This window comes from Streptomyces sp. NPDC039465 (assembly GCF_055639315.1).
The window spans coordinates 520,725-541,410 of the sequence record NZ_JBVKAP010000003.1 but is presented as its reverse complement, the minus strand read 5'-3'; the positions used below and the strand labels follow the sequence as shown (position 1 = coordinate 541,410).

Below are 20,686 nucleotides of genomic sequence, written 5' to 3'. Positions count from 1 at the left end.
GTCAGCCCTTCTGCGCTCCGACGAGCCGCGCGCGCTCGCCGAGGTCGCGGACCGCCCGCACGCTGTTGTATGGACGCAGCTGTCGGTTCATGATTTCGAAGTGCTCGTCACCGCGGGCCGACGACAGGCTTTCGTACTCATCGAGGAAGCGCCCCCACGAATCGCAGGCTGCCTCAAGGTGGCCGATGGAGAGTTGCCTCTGTGCCAGTACGCCATAGGCGTGCAGGCGGCCCTGCCTTTCGTTCGCGGCCTGGTGTCGGATCGATTCCTTCAGGGTGCGCACGGACCCGGCGACATCGCGGGTTTCGTTCTGGACGTGCGCAACGTGGAAGAGGTAGGCGGTACGGTCGTAGCCGCCGATGGACTCGCGCCGATCGTCGGCGCGGGACAGAGCGTCCTCGGCTTCATGCAGTCGCGCGAAGGCTTGCCGCCGGTCACCGACCATCGCGGCCCCGTGAGCCTGCTGCCCGCGCAGGAACGCCACCAGTCGCGGCCCGGCCGCGGGTGCCGCCTCGGCGGCCGAGTCGGCCAACTCCAGCGCACGCCTCCCGTAGCCCAGGTTCGACGCCTGGAGTGACATCCCTCGCAGGGTGCGGCAGTACGTGAGGTGGTCCTCTGCTTCGCCCGCCAGTTTGAGTGCGGAAACGTAGTACTTCTGGCCGAGCCGGTGTTGGCGCTCGTACATGGCCATCCAGCCCGTCAGGTAGACGAGGTCCGACGCTGCCGCGAGAAGTCCCCGACGTACGCGTGGCGGCGCTTCGGCCTTCAGCCAGGGCCCAACCGTGTTGACCAGGAAGGCCGCGGCCATCGGTCGCGCGTGGCCCGCGCCGAGCTCGTCGAGAATGTCGGCAATGCGATCGGTCATCGTCCGCACCGCACTGACCTGCCCTTGCCCAATGCGCGTGGTCGCCTTGCCGGGCCTTATGGGATCGGGGCTGTCGGCGCGGGCCAGGTCGGGGAAGAGTGGGATGGCGAGCGCCGCTGAGAACACACCGGTGGCGATGGCGTGTCGTCGGGATGGGTCCATGTCAGCCCTTCCCAGGTCCCCCAGTTCACGGACGGTGTCCGCGGCCTCAACCTCGGCGGGCGGCACGAGGCCGGCTTCCTCGTACGTGACGGGGCGGGCCAGCTTCCTCTCGAACGCCTCGATGATCAAGGCCCTGACCTGCGGCCGGGGTTGACGTCCGGCAACCCACTGAGAAACGACCGGCTGACCGTACTTGAGGGCCAACCCGGCCTCGACACCCATGCGGTTGATGATCGAAGCGACCTGCTGTCGCGACCATCGCGCCTCGTCAAGCAGACGGGCCAGGCCCGCGTTGGGTGTGAGCGTTCGTCGCACCATGAGCAACTCCCGACAGTGCATGGCATGCATGGATGTCCGACCTCTTCACGGTACTCAGGAACGCTCGCGTGCGGTTACCTCTTCACACCCAGCAGTGACGACCCAGGGCATGTCGCCCGCCGAGACCGTAAGGAGCGGACCATGCAGGAGAGGCACGATCGGCCGGCCGAGTATGCCGAGGTGTCCCTCGGGCCGTTCCTCGCCGGGGCCGCCGAGGCCATAGAGGAGCACGTGGAGAAGGCGGCCGAGTACGACATCAGGCGTGCGCTCAACATGCGTGCCCCCCTGGCGACAAGGCGCTCACGCAGCTCAACGATCGCTTGGTCGCCTACTGCACGACGCTGGCGGTCGCCGTCCAGGACATCCCGGAACGGTGCCGCACCGTGCGCGGCGCCCGAGCACTCGTGACATGGACGGAGCTCGCGGAAGCCGGGGCCGCTGGGTACCTGGTCCTACTCGCATCATCTCGCCCAGGCGGCGCGGGACATGCTCAGCGTGGTCTGCGCGTGCCGCACGCAGCAGGAGGCATTCGTCAGCCGCCCTGGCCTGCCGCCCATCGCGCCGACTCGGGAAGGGACGACGCTGTGACCGCCCCGGCCGGGGCCTGGTCCCGTCCCGCACGGTGGACGTCCGACGACGGTGGGATCATCGTCATCACCAGGAAGCCGACCTAGGAGCGCCCATGGCCGCCGATTGGATCGATCCCCAGTACGCCGAGCTGGTCGAGGCGATGCGCCGCGAGCAGAACCCGGAGGATCCCGACCGCCGTGGGCCCCGGTCGGTTCGGAGATTCGTCGTACCGGACGAGCCGCAGGGCTGATCGCAAGCCGCCCCGGCCGGTCATGGGAGCGTCCGGCCGAGGCGTCACAGCTCTCGCTCTGGTCCCAGCCCTGGAACAAGCCCGACGCTCTGCCGATCCGGGCGGGCATTCGCGCCGCGTAGAAGAGGGGCCAGAGCGAGCCCCCGTAGCGACGCGCCGCAGCGCGCCCGCCCCCGCGGTGGCCGCCCCGCGGCGCCAAGCGCACGATGGAAGGGGATCCGCGCGGTGGGGGCCGACGGTGGGAGAAGGCTGTGGTGCGCTCCGAACGGGACGGGCGGACCGATGTGCTCGTCGTGGGCGCCGGGCCGGTCGGGCTGACCGCGGCCGCGGAGCTGCGGCGGCGTGGTGTCGGCTGCCGGCTCGTCGATCGGCTCGCGGCGCGTCTTCCGTACGCCAAGGCCGTCGGCATCCAGCCCCGGACCCTGGAGGTCTGGGACCGGATGGGGCTGGTCCGGGCGGCCCTCGAGGCCGCCGTGCCGCTGCGCGGGCAGCTGCTCTACGTCAACGGCGCCGAGCGCACCCGGATCGACCTCCGGCTGCCGCCCGAGGTGCCGTACGGCTTCGCCGCACTGCCCCAGTACGAGACCGAGCGGCTGCTGGAGGAGCACCTCGCGCGCTTCGGCACCCGTATCGAGCGCGGTGTCGAGCTCGTGTCGTTCACCCAGGACGCCGACGGGGTGACCAGCCGTCTCACCACCGCGCAGGGCGGGCAGCAGGAGATCCGCTCGCAGTATCTGGTCGGCTGCGACGGGGCGCACTCGATCGTCCGCAAGACGCTCGGCCTGGCCTTCGAGGGCGACGCGTTCCCGGAGGAGTACATGCTCGGGGACGTGGAGGTCGACTGGGACCTGCCGTACGGCTACGGCCTGCGCGCCATGCACGTCGACGAAGGCGGCGCCGTCGACGACGTGCTCGTGTGCATCCCGCTGCCCGGCCGGGGCCGCTACCGCATGTCGATGCTGGTGCCGCCCGAGCTGTCGGCCGAACAGACCCGGCCGGAGGGCGGGGACCGGATCGCACACGGTCTGGAAGGCGGGCGCTCCCCCGGTCTGCCCCACATCCAGGCCGTCCTTGACCGGCTCTCGCCGCAGCCCACGACGGCGTCCACGCTGCGCTGGTCCTCGGTGTTCCGCATCAGCCACCGGCTGGTGAACCGCTACGGCGAGGGCCGGGTCTTCGTCGCGGGCGACGCCGCGCACATCCATCCGCCGACCGGCGCGCAGGGCATGAACACCGGCATCCAGGACGCCTGCAACCTGGCCTGGAAACTCGCCCTCGCCGTCGACGGCGCCGCCGGCCCCGGGCTGACGGCCAGCTACGACGCCGAGCGCCGACTCGTCGGCGAGGAGGTCGTCGGCCGTACCGTCCGGCACGCGCGCCAGGGCTTCGACGCCGACCAGGAGGAGCCCGGCACGGTGATGCTGCGCGAGGCGCAGCTCCTCGTCGGCTACCGCGAAAGCCCCCTGACCGGCCCGTCCGCCGACACTCCCGGGCCGCGGCCCGGCGACCGCGCGCCCGATTGCAACGGTCTGACGACGGAACTCGCCGCTTTCCCCCTGCGCCTGTACGACGTCCTGCGCGACCGCGACCACGTGCTGCTGTTCTACGTGGACGGGGAGAGCGGCGATCTCACCCAACTCGTCGCGGCGGCCCAGAACATGGCGTGGGACCGGCTGGACGCGTGCCTGGTTCTCGCCGACGGCGCCGCCCCGCCGGACAGTGGTCATCTGCCCGTGTACCGGGACGCCCAGGGGGAGTTCGCCCGGCTGTACGCCGCCGAGGGGCCTACCGCGTTCGCTGTCCGCCCGGACGGCTACCTGGGCGCGCGCTGTTCCCCGCCCGACCTGGCGGCCCTGTCCGCGCACCTCTCGGCGGTCTTCACAACGCCCTGACGGACTGCCAGTTGCTGGACAAACGTTCGCACACAGCGTCACACTTGGCGCAGCACCACATCTGTGCCCGTCGACATTCAAGGCCCCCGGAGATCCTCCGGGGGCCTTTGTCGTGCGGGCGCGCCCCGACACTCACCCGTCGTTCAACCGAGGAGAAAGGCCACCGATGCGCATCACCGTGACATCCGGGGACCGGCAGGTGCACATCCACATCAAGGGCAACTCCGTTCGCAAGCTCCAGGAGGCCGAAGCCGCCGCCCAGCGCCTGCTCGACGCCGCGCCCAGGAGCACACCGAAGACCCGCATCGGCTTCATCGCCGAAGCCCCCGGCTGAGCGTGCCCCACCGCTCCCGCTCCACCAGCCCCGTGCCGTCCGGCCGGGGCTTTTCCCTTGCCCTGGAGGCCTCATGAAGCTGATCCGGCGGTCCGCGTGGGGAGCCCGCGCGTACCGCACACCCGGTGGCGCGACTCCGTACTCCCGGCCGCGCCGGGGGGTCAAGATCCACTATCTCGGCACCCACTACACCGATCGCCCCCACGACCGCTGCGCCGCCTATGTCCGCTCCCTTCAGGACTCCCACATGGACGGCAACGGCTGGTCCGACATCGGCTACTCGTTCGTCGTCTGCACCCACGGCCATGTCTTCGAAGGCCGCGGCCTCGACCGGCGCAACAGCGCCAACGGCAACACCAGCCTCAACGAACAGGATTACGCGGTCTGTGCCCTCGTCGGCTCCTCGGGTCTGACCGAGCCCACCGACGCCCAGCTGCACGGACTGCGTGACGCCATCGACCACTGTCGGCGCGAAGGTGCGGCCGGACCGTGGCTCGGCGGCCACAAGGACGGTTATCCCACCAGCTGCCCCGGCGGCCCGCTGCACGCCTGGGTCCGCGCGGGCGCCAAGCGACCCGCCGGCACCGCGCACGAACTCCCCCAGGAGGAACCCGAGATGCCCACCGAGCTCCGTGAGTCCGTCCCGGGCGGCCCGGCCCTCCCCGCCGGCCGCTGGGCCCTGGTCAAGATGGCCGACGACACCGCGCTCGTCCAGGGACCGTGCGCGTACACGGTGACCGTGTACGCCACCGTCACCGGCGCCCCCGGCACCCGGGTGTCCGGCCGCTTCCAGGACACGGTCCTGGCCACCGGCCGGGCCTCCCTCGACCTGCCCATGGACGCGGGGACCATCGGCCCCGACGGCCGCCTCGACCTCACCCTGACCCGCCCCGGCACGCTTCCCGCCGGGGTCCAGCTCAAGCTCGAACTCCACGCCGACCAGCCCGTGACCCTCACCCACCGCGTCCTGCGCGGCCTGCGCTGGACCGCCTGAAAGGACATCCGGTGACCGTCCTGCCGTCCCTGCTGCGGACCCTCGTCCCCCTCCTCGCCGGCTGGGCCCTCGCCCGTACCGCGGGGATCGAGGGCGCCGGTGGCGTCGTCGGTGCCACGGCCGCGTACTACACCGTGCTGCGGCTGGCCGAGGAGGGCGGCACCCGCCTGCCCTGGGACTCGCTGCGGGTGCTGGCCGGCCTCGGCCTCGGCTGGACCCGGCCGCCGCGGTATCCGGGGCGGCCCGCCGTACGGCCCCCCAGCCGGGCCGCACTGGACCGCGCCTACCGCGGCGACGGCCTGTGACGGCTGTGACGCCTGCGACGGCGAAAGGCCCCCTCCCCGGTGCTCCGGGGAGGGAGCCTTCTGGTCCGGCCGTTCGGATGTCAGGGCGTCACGGCCGGAATCCTCGGAAGGACCCGCCTCAGACCTCAGACCTTGAGGGGCTTGATCGCCGTCGGGGCGTGGCCCGGCTCGGTGGCGAGCTCCTCGAACTCGGTGACGTCGCTCATGTCGACCGTCTTGCTCATCGCGATGTTGGTGATGCGCTCCAGGATGGCCTCGACGACGACCGGGACCTGGTGCTCCACGGCGAGCTTCTTGGCCTCCTCGAAGGCCTCGCCCAGCTTCTCCGGGTCGGTGACGCGGATGGCCTTCACGCCCAGGCCCTCGGCGACCTTGACGTGGTCGACGCCGTAGACGCCGATCTCCGGGGTGTTGATGTTCTCGAACTCGAGGTTGACCTCGAAGTTGATGCCCAGGTTGCCCTGCGCCTGACGGATCAGGCCCAGGTACGCGTTGTTCACGAGGACGTGGACGTACGGGACCTTGTGCTGTGCGGCGACCGCCAGCTCCTCGATCATGAACTGGAAGTCGTAGTCGCCGGAGAGCGCGACGATCGGGGTCTCCCGGTCGGCCACCGCGGCACCGATCGCGGCCGGAATCGTCCAGCCGAGCGGGCCGGCCTGGCCGCAGTTGATCCAGTGGCGCGGCTTGTAGACGTGCAGGAACTGCGCGGCGGCGATCTGGGAGAGGCCGATGGTGGTGACGTAGCGCGTCTCCGGGCCGAAGGCCTTGTTCATCTCCTCGTACACGCGCTGCGGCTTGAGCGGGATGTTGTCGAAGTGCGTACGGCGCTGCAGCGTGGCCTTGCGCTCCTGCGCAGAGGCCGCCCACGCGGTGAAGTCCGGCAGTTTGCCCTCGGCCTTGAGCTCCTTGGCGATCTCGATGAAGAGCTCCAGCGCGAGCTTGGCATCGGAGGCGATGCCGTAGTCCGGCATGAAGATCTTGCCGATCTGGGTGGGCTCGATGTCGACGTGGACGAACTTCCGTCCCTTGGTGTACGCCTCCATGTTGTAACCGGTGTGGCGGTTGGCCCAGCGGTTGCCGATGCCGAGGACGAAGTCGGACTCGAGGAAGGTCGCGTTGCCGTAGCGGTGCGCGGTCTGCACACCGACCATGCCGGCGGCCAGCTCGTGGTCGTCCGGGATGGTGCCCCAGCCCATCAGGGTGGAGATGACCGGGATGTTGGTGAGCTCGGCGAACTCCACCAGCAGGTCGGAGGCGTCGGCGTTGATGATGCCGCCACCGGCGACGATCAGCGGGCGCTCGGACTCCAGCAGGAGGCTCAGGGCCTTCTCGGCCTGCGCGCGGGTGGCCTGCGGCTTGTAGACCGGCAGCGGCTCGTACGTCTCCGGGTCGAACTCGATCTCGGTCAGCTGGACGTCGATCGGCAGGTCGATGAGGACCGGGCCGGGACGGCCGGAGCGCATCAGGTGGAAGGCCTGCTGGAAGACGCCGGGGACCTGCGCGGCCTCCAGGACCGTGGTGGCGGCCTTGGTGACCGGCTTGGCGATCGCGGCGATGTCGACGGCCTGGAAGTCCTCCTTGTGGAGCTTCGAGACCGGAGCCTGGCCGGTGATGCACAGGATCGGGATGGAGTCCGCGATCGCGGAGTACAGGCCGGTGATCATGTCCGTGCCGGCCGGGCCGGACGTACCGATGCACACACCGATGTTGCCGGCCTTGGCACGGGTGTAGCCCTCGGCCATGTGAGAGGCGCCCTCGACGTGGCGGGCGAGGGTGTGGCTGATGCCGCCGACGTTCTTGAGCTCGCGGTAGAAGGGGTTGATCGCCGCGCCGGGCACGCCGAACGCGTCGGTGACGCCTTCGCGCTTGAGGATCTCAACGGCCGCTGCGGCGGCGGTCATACGAGGCATGGAGTGCTCCTGCTTCGGCCGGGCGGAGACGAGCTCTGATCCGCCCTGGAAGGGCGTCGGCGACTCGTTTCCGTAATGCGGAAGTATTGTTCTGCTATACGGAAGCAATGTAAGTGGGCTCCGCGAGGGTCGTCAAGGGACGCCGGGAAGAGGCCGGAAAGGGGATGGCCAAACTCCCTCCCCCAGGGAGCCGCCTTGGGAGACCATGGGGGCGGACGAAGGGGGACCCAGTGGGAGAGAACGACGTGCCGGTGCGCTGTCCGGAGTGCCGTCGGACGCACGCGTACGCGCCACCGGCCTTTCCGTGCCGGTGCGGGGCGCCGATCGTCCCGCCGGTGCTCCAGGGAGCGCCCGCGGAGCCGATCACACACCGCAACTGGACGGACGAATGGGTGACGGTCCGCTGCGAGGCGTGCGGCCGGCAGGACCAGTGGCCGCAGCCCGAGCTCGGCTGCGCCTGCGGGGCGGTGCTGCGCGTCCCCGTACGGCCGGTGAGCACCACCGCTCCCCCGGCCAGCCACTCCCCCGACGTCCAGACGGCCTCTCCCCGGGCCACGACCTCCCTGCGCGCGCCCGCCCACATCCCGCTGCCGCCGACCGCCGCCCCGGCCCGCCCGTCGTTCCGCCCGGTGACCATCCGTACGGCCCGCGACGCGGTCACCGCGGCCGCCCTGTACCTGCGCTGGCTCGGCTACCGCGACATCGTCCAGCCGGAGGACCGCTCCACCACCGGCATCGATCTACGCGGCCCCGGCCTGGTCGCCCAGGTCGACCCCACGACCCGCCACACCTCCCTGCGTGCCGTCGAATGCCTCTGGCTCAACGGCCTGAGCGCCTCCTCGGCGAGCGTGTTCTTCTCCCTGGCCGGATACACCCCCGACGCCCGCTGCCGCGCCGACGACCTGGGCATCCCCCTCTTCGTCATGGACCTCACCGGCACCCCTCAGCCGGTGAACAGCCCGGCCGACGAGCTCGTCGTCCGAGGCGCCTAGTCACGCGGTCGCGCTAGCCCTCCTCGCCTCGGCGGCCGGGCTGCACGCGGGCGCACCGGCCGGGGCGGCGGGCTGCTCGCGGGCTCGGCACCGGGGCCGGCCTCGGGCCCCGGCGCCGCTAGCGGACCCCGTACCGCTCCCGTAGCTCCACCTTGCGGACCTTCCCGCTGACCGTCATGGGGAAGCCGTCCAGGATCTCCACCCGGCGCGGGATCTTGTAGTGCGCCAGCCGTTCGCGGCAGTACGCGGCGATCTCGTCGAGCGTGGGCGCGTCCGCGGGGTCCCGGGGGACGACACAGGCGAGGATCTCCTCGCCGTAGCGCTCGTCCGGGACGCCGACGACCTGCACGTCGGCGATCTTGGGGTGGCCGTACAGGAACTCCTCGATCTCGCGTGGATAGACGTTCTCCCCGCCCCTGATGATCATGTCCTTGATCCGGCCGACGATCTGGACGTAGCCGTCCTCGCGGATCACCGCGAGGTCGCCGGTGTGCATCCAGCGACCCGCGTCGATGACCTCGGCGGTCTTGTCGGGCTCGTTCCAGTACCCGAGCATCACCCCGTAGCCGCGTGTGCACAGCTCACCCGCCTCGCCGCGCTCCACCGTCACACCCGTCACCGGGTTCACGACCTTGATCTCGACATGGGGCAGCACTCGCCCGACCGTTCCGGTGCGGCGCTCCAGGTCGTCGTCGCGCCGGGTCTGGGTGGAGACCGGCGAGGTCTCGGTCATGCCGTAACAGATCGACACCTCGGCCATGTTCATCTCGGCGACGACCCGCTTCATCACCTCCACCGGGCACGGTGAGCCCGCCATGATGCCCGTGCGCAGCGAGGAGAGGTCGTACGAGGCGAAGTCGGCCAGGCCCAGTTCGGCGATGAACATCGTCGGGACGCCGTAGAGCGAGGTGCAGCGCTCCTCGGCGACCGCCCGCAGGGTCGCCGCCGGGTCGAAGGAGGGGGCGGGGATGACGATGCAGGCGCCGTGGGATGTGGCACCGAGGTTTCCCATGACCATGCCGAAGCAGTGGTAGAAGGGCACCGGCAGGCAAACCCGGTCCGCCTCGGTGTAGCCGATCATCTCGCCCACGAAATAGCCGTTGTTGAGGATGTTGTGGTGGGAGAGGGTGGCGCCCTTCGGGAATCCGGTGGTGCCGGAGGTGTACTGGATGTTGATCGGGTCGTCGCAGGACAACTCCGCCTCGCGGGCGGTCAGTTGGTCGTCCGTGACACCCTGGGCGCCGGCCACGAGCGTGTCCCAGGAGGCGTCGCCGATGTAGTGGACCGCCCGGAGCTCGGGGCAGCGGGGACGCACGCTCTCGACCATCGCCCGGTAGTCGCTGGTCTTGTGGAACCGGGAGGCGAAGAGGACCGAGATACCGGCCTGGCCGAGGACGTACTCCAGCTCGTGGGCGCGGTAGGCCGGGTTGACGGTGACCATCACGGCGCCGATGCGTGCAGTGGCATATTGCACCAGCACCCACTCGGCACAGTTCACCGCCCAGATGCCGACCCGGTCCCCCTTCGCGACGCCCGCGCCGAGCAGTCCCCGCGCGAGCTCCGCGACGGCCGCGCCGAACTCCGCGTACGTCCAGCGCCGCCCGGAGCCCAGGTCGACCAGCGCCTCCCGCTCGGGCCAGGCCTCGATCGCCCGGTCGAGGTTGCGGCCGATGGTGTCCCCGAGCAGCGGCGTGGTGCCTGTGCCATGGGTGTAGGAGAGGCTCATCGCAGGTCCCCCTCGTGGTACTCGGCGCCCGAACCCGCCTCCGTACGCTCACGCAGCTCGATCCGGCGGATCTTCCCGGAGACGGTCTTGGGCAGCTCGGCGAACTCAAGCCGCCGGATCCGCTTGTACGGGGCGAGGACCGCGCGCGAGTGCGCGAAGAGCACCTTCGCCGTGTCCGGGCCCGGCTCCCAGCCCTCCGCCAGGACGACGTACGCCTTGGGCACGGCGAGCCGCACCGGGTCGGGCGCGGGGACCACGGCCGCCTCAGCGACCGCCGCGTGTTCCAGCAGCGCGCTCTCCAGCTCGAAGGGGCTGATCTTGTAGTCACTGGCCTTGAATACGTCATCCCCCCGCCCCACGTACGTCAGGTAGCCGTCGTCGTCACGGGACGCGATGTCACCGGTGCGGTAGTACCCGCCGGCCATCGCCTCCGCCGTACGCTCCGGGTCGCCGTGGTAGCCGGTCATCAGGCCGACCGGATCGGCCGACAGATCGAGGCAGATCTCGCCTTCTCGCACCCCCGGCCGCCCGGTGACCGGATCGACGAGCTCCACCCGGAAGCCGGGGCTCGGCCGGCCCATGGAGCCCGTCTTGACCGGCTGACCGGGGCTGTTGGAGACCTGCACGGCCGTCTCGGTCTGGCCGAAGCCGTCCCGGATCGTCACGCCCCAGGCGCGCCGCACGGTCTCGATGACCTCCGGGTTGAGCGGCTCACCGGCGGCGACGACCTCCCTCGGGGGCGTCCGCAGCTGGGTCAGATCGGCCTGGATCAGCATCCGCCACACGGTCGGCGGGGCGCAGAAGCTGGTGACGCCGTGCCGGTCCATCTCGGCCATCAGCCGGGCCGGGTCGAAGCGGGTGTAGTTGTGGATGAAGACGGTCGCCTCGGCGGTCCACGGCGCGAAGAGGTTCGACCAGGCGTGCTTGGCCCAGCCGGGCGAGGAGATGTTGAGATGCACGTCGCCCGGTCGCAGGCCGATCCAGTACATCGTCGCCAAGTGCCCGACGGGGTACGAGACATGGGTGTGCTCGACGAGCTTGGGCCGGGCGGTGGTGCCGGAGGTGAAGTAGAGCATCAGCGGGTCGTCGGCATGGGTCACACCCTGCGGGACGAACGGCACACAGGCGCCGTAGGCGTCCTCGTACGCGATCCAGTCCGGGACCCGCGCGCCGACCGCGATCGGGGTGTAATCGCCAGGCACCTCGGCGAACTTGGGTGTGTCCTCGGCGCGTACGATCACATGGCGCGCCCGGCCACGCTCCACCCGGTCACGCAGATCGGCGGGGCCGAGCAGCGGGGTGGCGGGGATGACGACGGCCCCCAGTTTCATCGCGGCGAGCGCGGTCTCCCACAGCTCGACCTGGTTGCCGAGCATGACCACGATCCGGTCGCCGGGCCGCACCCCGAGCCCGCGCAGCCAGTTGGCCACCCGGTGGGAGCGGTCGGACATCTCGGCGAAGCTGCGCCGGAGCTCGCTGCCGTCCTCTTCGACGATGTGCAGCGCGGTGCGGTCGTTGTCCCGGGCGATCACGTCGAACCAGTCCAGCGCCCAGTTGAAGCGCTCCAGGCGGGGCCAGGCGAAGCCCTCGTACGCCGTCTCGTAGTCCTCCCGGTGCTCCAGCAGGAAATCCCGGGCTGCCCGGAACCTCTCCGTGGCGCCGCGTTCCGACATGTGTCCTCCTCGTTGCGGGACCGGTCAGGGACATCGTGTAATCGGTGACCCAGGTCTCACTACCCCCGTACGGGGGTGCTCTGCACCGAAGGACGTGCGCGTGACCGGACGGGACGAGGACGAGGCGGTGGAACTGCGGGCCGCGCTGCTGCGGCTGCGCCGCGCCACCGGGCTTCCGGTCACCTTCGGCGGTCTGCTGCACGACGGCCGCAGGCTGCGGATCGCCGAGCTCAACGGGGCGACCACGGCGGCCCTGCACGGGCTCGCGATCACTACGGGCAGCGGCCTGGGCGGGCGGACGATCGCGCTGGCCCGGCCGTGTGCGGTGACGGACTACAGCGTGGCACGTCACATCACACACGAATACGACGGCCAGGTGTCGGCAGAGGGCCTGCGCTCGGTGGTGGCGGTGCCGGTGGTCGTACGGCGCCAGGTACGCGGCGTGCTGTACGGGGCGCTGCGCCAGGCCCTGCCGCTCGGCGAACGCACGCTGGACGCGGCGGTCGCGGCGGCGCGGGACGTGGAACAGTCCCTGGCCGTACGGGACGAGGTGCGCCACCTCCTCGCCGAGGCCCGGGAACCGGGCGCACCGGGCCCGGCGGGCCTGGAATGGGAGCGGGTCCGGGAGGCGTACAGCGAGCTGAGGGAGCTGGCCCCGCAGATCGTGGACCCGGCGCTGCGCGAGCGGCTGCTCGATGTGTGCGGACGCCTGGCGTCGGCGGCGGGCGCGGATGCGTCCCCCCGGGTGGCGCTCGCGCCGCGCGAGATCGACGTTCTCGCCGCGGTGGCCTCGGGGGCGACGAACGCGGCCGTGGCCGGTCGGCTGGGGCTGCGGCCGGAGACAGTGAAGGGCTATCTGCGCTCCGCGATGCGCAAGCTGGGGGCGCACACGCGCCTGGAAGCGGTGGTGGCGGCGCGGAGGGCGGGGGTGCTGCCGTAGGGGCGGGCTGGGGCTTCGGCCTTGCGGGCCGGGGGCCGGGGGGTCCGGGGCCTGGGGGCCGGGGGCCGGGGGCCCGGGGCAACTTGCATGTGCGGCCCGGGGCTCGGGGGCGGCCGGGCTTCGGCCTTCGCGTCGACTTCCCCGCTCACCCGGCCACGGTCCCGAAGCGCACGGTCCGTACCGGCGCAGTGCTCTGGAGCGCGAGGGTCCGCTCGGCTTCCTCGACCAGCTCGTCGCGCCGCGCGCGACCGGGCTCGTCGAACGGCTGCAAGGTCAGCACCGACTCCTCCTTGGTCTCCTCCAGCCGCCAGATCCCGGCGAGGAATCCGTCGAGGAGGAAGGTGCAGTGGGCCTGGTTGCCCTTCCAGGTGCGGTCCTTGAACGCGGCCGGTACGACACGGGACCGGTCGGCGTGCGAGAGGAGCAGATTGTCGAACTCGGCGAGGAGGCGGGGCGGAGCCGGGGTGTCCTCGCCGGGGCGGGGGGCGTCGGGCAGGTCGAAGAGCTCGACGCCGTTCTCGTCCCGGAAGACCAGGAGCCGGGGCCGTAGCCGTTCGAAGGCGTCCCGGAGCCGGGTCAGCCCGGACCAGGTCTGCATGTCCTTGACCGAGGCGGGCCCGAAGGCGGTGAGGTAGCGCAGCACGGTCTCGTCGGGGGCGGGGGCGGGAGCGGCGACGGGCCGGCCGAGCCACTGCTCGGCGGTGGTGAGCGCGACCTGTCCGCTGCGGCCCCACAGGCCGCGCGGGGTGACCTGGACGAGCGGGAGCAGACAGCGCGCGGCGACGGTGAGCGCGAGCGGGTCGGCGTCCGGCCATTCCTGGAGGAGGAGCAGACGCAGCTCCTTCACCGGGCGGGGCTGCTCCTCGACGAGTGCGCGGCTGAGCGCGGCGAGACGGTCCAGGTCGACGCCGTCGAGCCGCTTGCGGAACATCTTCAGTTCTCGGTCGGGGCCGCCGGCCTGCATGAGCGGGCGCAAGGTGAGGCAGTCCTCGGCGGTGTGAGTGTGGATGGTGGAGCGCATGGTGACGAGCCGGGCGACCGCGCGGCTCTCCATGAGCGTGGAGAGGTCCTCGGGCCGGAAGCCGTCGAGGCGGGCGGCGAGCGCGTAGTAGGGCGGCCTGGTGTTCTGGGCCTGGAGGCCGACGAGGTGGGCGACGGCGTCCTCGGCGGACAGGGCGCTGCGGCGCAGGAGGAGCTGGCGGTCGAGGGTGGCGCGGTTGAGGGCGCGGCGGGAGAGCACCGGGCTCGTCGTCTGGAAGACCATGGCGGCACGCTATCGAGCATTGCGGTCAGATTCGGTCCGCAATCGCTCCGTGCTGCGGGGTCGTGCCCGGACCCGCCGTGCCGGTGGGGTGGGGCGCGGATATCCTGCTCATCGGCGCCGTGGACCAGGGCGCCGAGGGTTTTGGGCACAAGGCGGAGGTGACGCAGACGATGTCGGAGCGCCGTCCGCGCCCCCCGGCGACGCCGAAGAAGCACGCCTGGCGCCGCCAGCCGGACGAGCCGGTCACCCCGTCGGCGCCGAGCGCCCAGGCCCCGGTCCGCCGCGACCGGGACACGGTCGTACAGGCCTCCGTCTACCGCGGCGGCCACCGGATCTCCTCGCCGGACTCGCTCGCCGAGACGTACCGGCAACTGCGCGAGGAGCCGTCGGGCATGGCCTGGATCGGCCTGAACCGCCCCACGGAGTCCGAACTGCATTCGCTGGCCGCCGAGTTCGACCTCCACGAGCTGGCGGTCGAGGACGCCCTGGAGGCCCATCAGCGGCCGAAGCTTGAGCGCTACGGCGACACCCTCTTCGTGGTACTGCGCGCGGCGCGCTACCTGGACGCCCAGGAGGAGGTCGACTTCGGCGAACTGCATGTCTTCGTCGGCCGGGACTTCCTCATCACGGTCCGCCACGGCGCGGCCCCGGACCTTTCGGCGGTCCGCCGCCGCATGGAGGAGACCCCGGAACTCCTGGCGTTGGGCCCGGAGGCGGTGCTCTACGCGATCCTCGACGCCGTGGTCGACGGGTACGCCCCCGTGGTGGCGGGCGTGCAGAACGACATCGACGAGATCGAGACCGAGGTCTTCGGCGGCGACCCGGCGGTCTCCCGCCGTATCTACGAACTCTCCCGCGAAATGGTCGAGTTCCAGCGCGCGACCCGCCCCTTGGTGGGCATGCTGCACGGCCTGATGGCGGGCTTCGCGAAGTACGGCACGGACGAGGAACTCCAGCGCTACCTCCGCGACGTCGCCGACCACGTCACCCACATCAGCGAACGCGTGGACGGCTTCCGCCAGGCTCTCACCGAAATCCTGACGGTGAACGGCACCCTGGTGACCCAGCAGCAGAACGCGGAGATGCGAGCCCTGGCGGAGGCGGGCTTCGAACAGAACGAGGAGATCAAGAAGATCTCTTCGTGGGCGGCCATTCTGTTTGCACCCACACTCGTGGGAACGATCTACGGCATGAACTTCGACCACATGCCCGAGCTGCACTGGGTGTACGGCTACCCCTTCGCGATCCTGCTGATGGCGGTGGTGTGTTCGAGCCTGTACGTGGTCTTCAAGAAGCGGGACTGGCTGTAGAAGTCCGGCCGGATGCGCCGACCTCGATTCGTGTCCGCGAACGCTGCGGAGCGGCCGTTCTGGCCCTCTGGGGAGAATCTGGGGAGAATGCGCCGCGCGGCTGCTCCAGTCGCTTCTCTCCCGCCGACCCTGTTCCACGTCTAACGGCGCAGCCGCCCTCATCGGCGCATGGCTACGCAACGTAACGAAAACGGGGGGCACAGCGTGTGCTGTGCCACCCGTTCTCTCATGTCAGGGCCAGGTTTTCTGGGACGTACTCGGGGACCACGCCGAGTAGTGCGTCGACGGCCGCTCGCCCCTTGCCGCCCGCCTCGGGCATGAAGTGGGCATAGTGGTCAAGTGTGATGGTCGGGCTGGAGTGGCCGAGCCATCGGGCGAGTGTGACGACGGACTCGCCGGGACCCCTTCGGCCGGCTGCTGTGGGCCTCACCCGCCCTGCCCGGCGCCGTCCACGATGTCCGTGCGGCGCGTGAACACGGCATCGTCGACGCCCTCGCCGAGGCCGGTATCAAGTGCTGGGCCGACAAGGGTTATCGGGGTGCCGGTGGCACGGTCCGCATCGCGTACTGGGGCCGGTGGGAGACCCTTTCCGCAGGCCATAAGGCGGTTAACCGGTCCCACGCGAAGATCCGAGCACTCGTCGAGCAGGCGGTGGCCACCCTCAAGTCCTGGCGGCTCCTTCGCAAACTGCGCTGCTCGACCACTCGGATCACCACACTCGTTCAGGCCGTCCTCACCCTTCATCTGACCAGCTCAGAATGAGGAGGGAAAAGGCTCACTAAGTCGGAACTTTACGAGATTGCCAGAATGGTTGATCTTCCATGGAGGTCCGCTATGAGTAAGAGGCAATTGGTAGAGCGCATCACGCGCTCGGTACAGCCGAAGTAGAGGGTGTTGTACGCGGCAGGAGTCGCCCACGTACTCGGCCTACGCAACACCAACCAGGTCAACCAGATGGCCCGCGATCTCGGCGGCTCGTTTTCTCAACACGCCAAACGATGAAGCGGGAGCTCCTACACCTGTCAAATGGCGGGAGCCGTCTGGGTGGGGCCCTTCTCCCAGGTGGGCGGGCCGACGGTGCCGTTGTGAGCGGCCAGCGACTGCTCCAGTCGCTTGATGTGGTAGTACTGCACCCGCGCTGTGCGCTGCAGGGCCATGACCGCAGTGAGGAACTGGTCCATCTCGGCTGCCCGGGTGAGGATGTCGTCCGGCACATGCTCGTCCCGCAAGCAGGCCTCCGCGTCCTGGCTGAGCACGGCCTGTGCCCAGTTACGGGTGATCGGTTTGAACAAGCCCGGGTGGTTGGCCACGATCCGCGCCCGGATCGCCAGGTCGTTCTCGGCGGCTTCCACGTGCAGTCCTGTGTCCTTGTTGCGCGCCCCGAACAGCGGCTCATGGATGTGGTGAGCATCGAAACCGTGCTCGACGCAGCCGATCCAGAAGTCCCAGTCTTCCCCGGCCCGCATTCCCTCGTTGTACCCGCCCACGGTCTGCCATGCCTCACGGCGGAACAGCGAGCAGTAGAACATGATGAGCCGTTGGAGCAGCAGTTCTCTGCTGTAGGCGGGGAAGGGCATCGCCTGCGGAGGCAGATCGTCGTCGGTGAAGGCGAACACATCGGTTGAGGCGATGGCGACGCCGGGGTCGCTGTCCAGTACCGCGACGGTCTTCTCCAGCATCGTGGCCGCGATCACGTCGTCGGCGTCCAGCGGAAGGATGTACCGGCCGGCGCTGGCCTCGATCCCCGTGTTGCGCGCGGCGGAGACCCCGGCATTGGCCTGCTGGAGCAGCCTGATGCGCCGGTCGGGGTGGTGGGCGATGAGGGCCTCGGCCACGTCGACGCTGTTGTCGGTACTGCCGTCGTCGACGATGACGATCTCCCAGTCGCGGAACGTCTGTGAAATGACGCTGGAGACCGCCTCGGGCAGATAGCGGCCGTAGTCATGACACGGGATGACCACCGAGACCACGGGGTCGGAACTGTGGGGCATGCGCCGTCCTTTGCTTCGGAACGGGAGCGGGAAGGAAGGAGAACCGGGTGATGGGTGGTCGCGCTCGACAGGCCCGGCGTGGCCCCCCCGCCCCGTTCCGGGGTCACGCCGGAGCAGACCTGCTGAACCACGTGCTAGCTCTGGCGCTCCAGCGACCCGTAGTCGGGCCAGTGGTCGGGCGTGTGGTCGGGCGTGTGAGGCCCGTGCTCGTCGTGGTCGTGCTCGCGGCAGTACCCGTAGTCCGGGATCGTGATGTTGCCGACGGGCGTGCAGCAGTGCCCGTAGTCCGGGATCGTGATGTTGCCGACGGGCGTGCAGCAGTGCCCGTAGTCCGTGATCGTGACGTTGGCGAACGGGGGGCAGGGGTGTTCCGCCCCCGGGGTGAGGGTGACGTCACCCAGCGGCTGTATCTGCTGCCCGTACTTCGCCGAGACCGTCGTGTTCGGACCGAGGGAGGCGTACGCCGCCTCCGCGGTGCTGAGCAGTCCGGCGGTGGCCAGTGCGGCAGGAAGGGCTAGGGAAGTGATGGCTCGCGCTTTCACGGTGGTGCCTTTCTGTTGTGGGTGGGGGAACTGCCCTGGGATGCCGGTGAACTCCACGGCAGGGCAGTAATGCCACCGTAAGATTGCCTACCAACCGTGTCAAAACGGGCACTCTCTGCGAGGGGGCTGGTAGGCGTACAGGCTGTGCCGACGGCCCTGTGGCCCCGGATCAGGACACCGAGACGGCCTCGGTGGCCACAGGCGCCTGGGCGTGATGCGGATGCAGCACTTCCAGGTCGGTCAGCGCCCAGCAGGCGCTGCCCATGTCCCGGGCCATCGCTGCGAACCCTTCGGTCTCGATCAGGTGCTGGTACGGGAAGGGCGGGAAGATCAGGCCGTCACGATGAAGGTCGGCGCGTACCAGCAATGTGGTGCCGCCGACCGAGTCGACGCGCAGGAGTCCTCGCCCGCGCAACTCCTCGAGGTACGTCCGGCCGAAGCCCCTGGGGGGCTGAAGGATGCCGTCACGCAGCCATTGGGACCAGTTGAGCGTGCCGGCCCTCGGGTGAAGGACGAAGGTGTTGAGATCGTACGTAGGCCCACCGGGCGTGGTGGCACAGTGCGGGACGACGATGTCCTTGCGGGCCCCGAGCAGACGCTGGACCAGGTCGGCCGGGTAGCCGGTGACGTCGACGTCGAGCCACAGCACCCACTCCTCGTCGACGAGGGCCCGGGAGAGCAGATGGTTTCGCGCCTTGGCCAGCACCGACCGGCGTCGGCGCTGGATGGCGGGCTCCCAACGGGGTCCGGTCAACTGGAGGCCGAAGTCGCGGCGTACGAGGGTGACCCGCCGGTACTCCGCCTCAAGTTCGGGCAGGACCTGCTGGAGCAGTTCCGGTGTCGTGTCCCGGCTGTCGCCCTCCAGTAGACCCAACGAGATGGCCTCGCGCGGGTAGTCCAGCCTGCCAAGGCTGTCCAGGTAGCCGGGCAGGAACGCGGCCGCGTCCTTGAGCGGGGTGAGCACCAGCACGAGGGGTCGCTCACTCGCCGGGGCCGTCGCGGACTCGACGGCCGGCCGTCGAGTCCGCTCGGAGGTTCGGGCGGTGGGGGTGCCGGCCTCCGCAGGGGCGATGTCCCCGGGCTCGATCGGCAGCCGAGTCGCCATGGCCAGCAACCGCTCCGCGTAGGCACCGGGTTCGGCCCAGATCTCGGTCGCCACGTCGAAGTGCTCCGCGAAATGGGACTCGTTGAACGTATTGCTCCCGTGGCACACATACGTGTACAGCTCGGGCGCGTCAACCGATACGACCCGACAGGTCCGGACCACCTCTTCCGCTACTGGGGTGTCCTCGCCCCGGCGTTGCGCCGGGTAGCGCGGGAGCCGGTCCTTCGCACACACCATCGACCCCTCCCAGACCCGTGCGCAGGAGACCGCGAGCTTGCGGCGGGCGGGCCACCACAGTTGTTCTCGGGCGAGGAAGCACGCCTCGGCGCCGAGCGCGAGAATCGCCGCCATCTGCGTCTCGACCCGCTCCGGGTCATAAAGGTCGTCGTCGTCCCACTGGCATACGTAGGGCCCGGTGGCCCGGTCCACCGCCTCATTGCGCAGTTCGCCCAACGGCCGCCCCTCCGGGGGAAGCCGGTGATAGCGGATCCGGGAGTCGCCCAGGTCGCGGATGTGCTGCTCGAGGGCGTCCCCCGTGCCGTCCTCCACGACAACCAGCTCGAGGTTCCGGTAGGTCTGGTTACGGAAGCACGTGATCGCCCGTCGCGCCGTCGCCAAGCGGTCCTTGGTCACCATCAGGCATGACACCGTCGGCGCGGGCGCGCCCGAGGCCCAGCGGCGGCGCTGCGCGTCGAGGCTGAGCGCACCGTCGGCGAGCGGTTGCAGCTCCTGGCTCGCCCAGAACGGAAACCGCTTGCCGGCCGAGATCCGCGGCGTCCCGGAGGTGTCGCACGCCCAACTGTCCGACCAGTGGTGCACGGCGTACGCGCGGTCGTAGTCGGCTTCCTGCGGGCCGAACAGCTCTGTCGCGTACGGACTCACCTTGGGGTACAGGACCTCCGGGCCGAGAACCGTGATCGAGTCAGGCTCCGGGGTGCTGTCGATCGCTCTGGTGAGGAAGAACGGGCCTGTCGCGTCCAGAGTGCTGGGCAGCTTGTGGGCACTGACCAGTTGGCGGTGGACATGGGCCCAGAAGGGGTGGCCTGGCCGTGACGCCATGAACGCGTTGCCGACGATGCGGCCGAATCCGCGCTGGCGGGCCAGAAGGAGCTGGGTGTGTGCCTCGGGCTCGCATCCGAGGACAAGCTCGCGCCCGTCAAGGATTCCGGAGACCGGGCTGAGACACTCGAAGTCCAGATCCACATACAGCCCGCCGAAATGGTCGAGCAGGAAATAGCGAATCGCGTCGGCCCGCATGATCGCTTCGGGGTAGCCGTCGTAGACCGGCAGGAACCACGGATAGTGCTCCTGGAGGAATGCGCGATTGTCCGCGTCGGTCCACAATCGATACCCCCAGTCGGGGTGGTGCAGTCGCCAGGAATCAGACCACTTCTGCCATTCCTGAGGTAGGTCCGTATCTTTCCATGTCTGATGGATAAGCGGGGGAATTTTCTCCTGTGCGGACATTCACGCAGTATGACCGGCTACCTGGCCGAGCCGAGATCTCAAAGACCCTGTCGGCAGTACATTCACCCGGGCG

Annotated in this window: 16 protein-coding genes and 2 pseudogenes; 9 read left to right on the top strand and 9 right to left on the bottom strand. The window is 70.1% G+C overall.

Translation table 11 applies throughout. The features are described from left to right. Position 1: 1 nt before the first annotated feature. Positions 2-1,345: a hypothetical protein gene (locus ACZ7LT_RS12890; RefSeq protein WP_471236348.1), complete on the bottom strand. Its 1,344-nt coding sequence runs from the start codon at positions 1,343-1,345 to the stop codon at positions 2-4. Between the two features lie 682 nt (positions 1,346-2,027). On the opposite strand from ACZ7LT_RS12890, the gene ACZ7LT_RS12885 reads away from it, so the two are divergent. From ACZ7LT_RS12885 to ACZ7LT_RS12865, 5 genes are all read left to right on the top strand, one after another. Continuing rightward, positions 2,028-2,165 carry a hypothetical protein gene (locus tag ACZ7LT_RS12885; RefSeq protein WP_471236043.1) on the top strand — a complete coding sequence of 46 codons (138 nt, stop codon included), beginning with the start codon at positions 2,028-2,030 and terminating at the stop codon, positions 2,163-2,165. A gap of 206 nt (positions 2,166-2,371) precedes the next feature. Then, entirely contained in the window at positions 2,372-4,057 is a 1,686-nt protein-coding gene (locus ACZ7LT_RS12880) for an FAD-dependent monooxygenase (protein WP_471236042.1), read from the top strand. 166 nt (positions 4,058-4,223) lie between these two features. Further along, positions 4,224-4,391 carry a hypothetical protein gene (locus tag ACZ7LT_RS12875; RefSeq protein ID WP_471236041.1) on the top strand — a complete coding sequence of 56 codons (168 nt, stop codon included), beginning with the start codon at positions 4,224-4,226 and terminating at the stop codon, positions 4,389-4,391. Positions 4,392-4,464: 73 nt separating this feature from the next. After that, positions 4,465-5,385 carry a peptidoglycan recognition protein family protein gene (locus ACZ7LT_RS12870; protein ID WP_471236040.1) on the top strand — a complete coding sequence of 307 codons (921 nt, stop codon included), beginning with the start codon at positions 4,465-4,467 and terminating at the stop codon, positions 5,383-5,385. Positions 5,386-5,396: 11 nt separating this feature from the next. Further along, positions 5,397-5,690, top strand: coding sequence for a hypothetical protein (locus tag ACZ7LT_RS12865; RefSeq protein WP_471236039.1), 294 nt, complete (start codon positions 5,397-5,399; stop codon positions 5,688-5,690). 125 nt (positions 5,691-5,815) lie between these two features. Here ACZ7LT_RS12865 and gcl read toward each other — a convergent pair whose 3' ends face one another. Then, the gene (gene gcl, locus ACZ7LT_RS12860) at positions 5,816-7,603 is read right to left on the bottom strand and encodes a glyoxylate carboligase (protein WP_471236038.1); all 1,788 of its coding nucleotides are present in this window, start codon (positions 7,601-7,603) and stop codon (positions 5,816-5,818) included. Between the two features lie 245 nt (positions 7,604-7,848). Here gcl and ACZ7LT_RS12855 point away from each other — a divergent pair, with 245 nt between their 5' ends. Further along, positions 7,849-8,595 (top strand): hypothetical protein, encoded by a 747-nt coding sequence (locus ACZ7LT_RS12855; protein ID WP_471236347.1) that lies wholly within the window; start codon positions 7,849-7,851, stop codon positions 8,593-8,595. 118 nt (positions 8,596-8,713) lie between these two features. Here ACZ7LT_RS12855 and ACZ7LT_RS12850 read toward each other — a convergent pair whose 3' ends face one another. Both ACZ7LT_RS12850 and ACZ7LT_RS12845 read right to left on the bottom strand, forming a co-directional pair. Next, complete coding sequence (locus ACZ7LT_RS12850) at positions 8,714-10,321, bottom strand: AMP-binding protein (RefSeq protein WP_471236037.1); 1,608 nt, start codon at positions 10,319-10,321, stop codon at positions 8,714-8,716. Continuing rightward, the gene (locus ACZ7LT_RS12845; RefSeq protein WP_471236036.1) at positions 10,318-11,994 is read right to left on the bottom strand and encodes an AMP-binding protein; all 1,677 of its coding nucleotides are present in this window, start codon (positions 11,992-11,994) and stop codon (positions 10,318-10,320) included. Before ACZ7LT_RS12845 ends, ACZ7LT_RS12850 begins: the two co-directional genes overlap by 4 nt. Positions 11,995-12,094: 100 nt before the next feature. Here ACZ7LT_RS12845 and ACZ7LT_RS12840 point away from each other — a divergent pair, with 100 nt between their 5' ends. Beyond that, a complete protein-coding gene (locus ACZ7LT_RS12840) occupies positions 12,095-12,934 on the top strand; it encodes a response regulator transcription factor (protein WP_471236035.1) in 840 nt (279 codons plus the stop codon). 145 nt (positions 12,935-13,079) lie between these two features. Here ACZ7LT_RS12840 and ACZ7LT_RS12835 read toward each other — a convergent pair whose 3' ends face one another. Further along, on the bottom strand, positions 13,080-14,198 hold the full coding sequence (locus ACZ7LT_RS12835; protein WP_471236034.1) for a winged helix DNA-binding domain-containing protein: 1,119 nt from the start codon (positions 14,196-14,198) through the stop codon (positions 13,080-13,082). Between the two features lie 170 nt (positions 14,199-14,368). Here ACZ7LT_RS12835 and ACZ7LT_RS12830 point away from each other — a divergent pair, with 170 nt between their 5' ends. Continuing rightward, positions 14,369-15,508 (top strand): magnesium and cobalt transport protein CorA, encoded by a 1,140-nt coding sequence (locus ACZ7LT_RS12830; RefSeq protein ID WP_471236345.1) that lies wholly within the window; start codon positions 14,369-14,371, stop codon positions 15,506-15,508. A gap of 226 nt (positions 15,509-15,734) precedes the next feature. On the opposite strand, the pseudogene ACZ7LT_RS12825 reads toward ACZ7LT_RS12830, so the two are convergent. Beyond that, positions 15,735-15,905: pseudogene (locus tag ACZ7LT_RS12825) on the bottom strand (tyrosine-type recombinase/integrase); the annotation flags it as partial. Positions 15,906-15,907: 2 nt separating this feature from the next. On the opposite strand from ACZ7LT_RS12825, the pseudogene ACZ7LT_RS12820 reads away from it, so the two are divergent. Beyond that, a pseudogene (locus tag ACZ7LT_RS12820) lies at positions 15,908-16,270 on the top strand (transposase family protein); the annotation flags it as partial. A gap of 260 nt (positions 16,271-16,530) precedes the next feature. Here ACZ7LT_RS12820 and ACZ7LT_RS12815 read toward each other — a convergent pair. From ACZ7LT_RS12815 to ACZ7LT_RS12805, 3 genes are all read right to left on the bottom strand, one after another. Beyond that, a complete protein-coding gene (locus ACZ7LT_RS12815; protein WP_471236033.1) occupies positions 16,531-17,499 on the bottom strand; it encodes a glycosyltransferase family 2 protein in 969 nt (322 codons plus the stop codon). A gap of 134 nt (positions 17,500-17,633) precedes the next feature. After that, a complete protein-coding gene (locus tag ACZ7LT_RS12810; RefSeq protein ID WP_471236032.1) occupies positions 17,634-18,041 on the bottom strand; it encodes a hypothetical protein in 408 nt (135 codons plus the stop codon). Positions 18,042-18,210: 169 nt separating this feature from the next. Then, complete coding sequence (locus ACZ7LT_RS12805) at positions 18,211-20,613, bottom strand: glycosyltransferase (protein WP_471236031.1); 2,403 nt, start codon at positions 20,611-20,613, stop codon at positions 18,211-18,213. Positions 20,614-20,686 lie beyond the last annotated feature (73 nt).

Coding starts and splice junctions, on each gene's coding strand:
- ACZ7LT_RS12870 (WP_471236040.1), top strand. CDS start 4,465: ATGAAGCTGATCCGGCGGTCCGCGTGGGGAGCCCGCGCGTACCGCACA.
- ACZ7LT_RS12830 (WP_471236345.1), top strand. CDS start 14,369: ATGTCGGAGCGCCGTCCGCGCCCCCCGGCGACGCCGAAGAAGCACGCC.
- ACZ7LT_RS12880 (WP_471236042.1), top strand. CDS start 2,372: ATGGAAGGGGATCCGCGCGGTGGGGGCCGACGGTGGGAGAAGGCTGTG.
- ACZ7LT_RS12890 (WP_471236348.1), bottom strand. CDS start 1,345: ATGGTGCGACGAACGCTCACACCCAACGCGGGCCTGGCCCGTCTGCTT.
- ACZ7LT_RS12875 (WP_471236041.1), top strand. CDS start 4,224: ATGCGCATCACCGTGACATCCGGGGACCGGCAGGTGCACATCCACATC.
- ACZ7LT_RS12835 (WP_471236034.1), bottom strand. CDS start 14,198: ATGGTCTTCCAGACGACGAGCCCGGTGCTCTCCCGCCGCGCCCTCAAC.
- ACZ7LT_RS12805 (WP_471236031.1), bottom strand. CDS start 20,613: ATGTCCGCACAGGAGAAAATTCCCCCGCTTATCCATCAGACATGGAAA.
- ACZ7LT_RS12815 (WP_471236033.1), bottom strand. CDS start 17,499: ATGCCCCACAGTTCCGACCCCGTGGTCTCGGTGGTCATCCCGTGTCAT.
- ACZ7LT_RS12850 (WP_471236037.1), bottom strand. CDS start 10,321: ATGAGCCTCTCCTACACCCATGGCACAGGCACCACGCCGCTGCTCGGG.
- ACZ7LT_RS12845 (WP_471236036.1), bottom strand. CDS start 11,994: ATGTCGGAACGCGGCGCCACGGAGAGGTTCCGGGCAGCCCGGGATTTC.
- gcl (WP_471236038.1), bottom strand. CDS start 7,603: ATGCCTCGTATGACCGCCGCCGCAGCGGCCGTTGAGATCCTCAAGCGC.
- ACZ7LT_RS12885 (WP_471236043.1), top strand. CDS start 2,028: ATGGCCGCCGATTGGATCGATCCCCAGTACGCCGAGCTGGTCGAGGCG.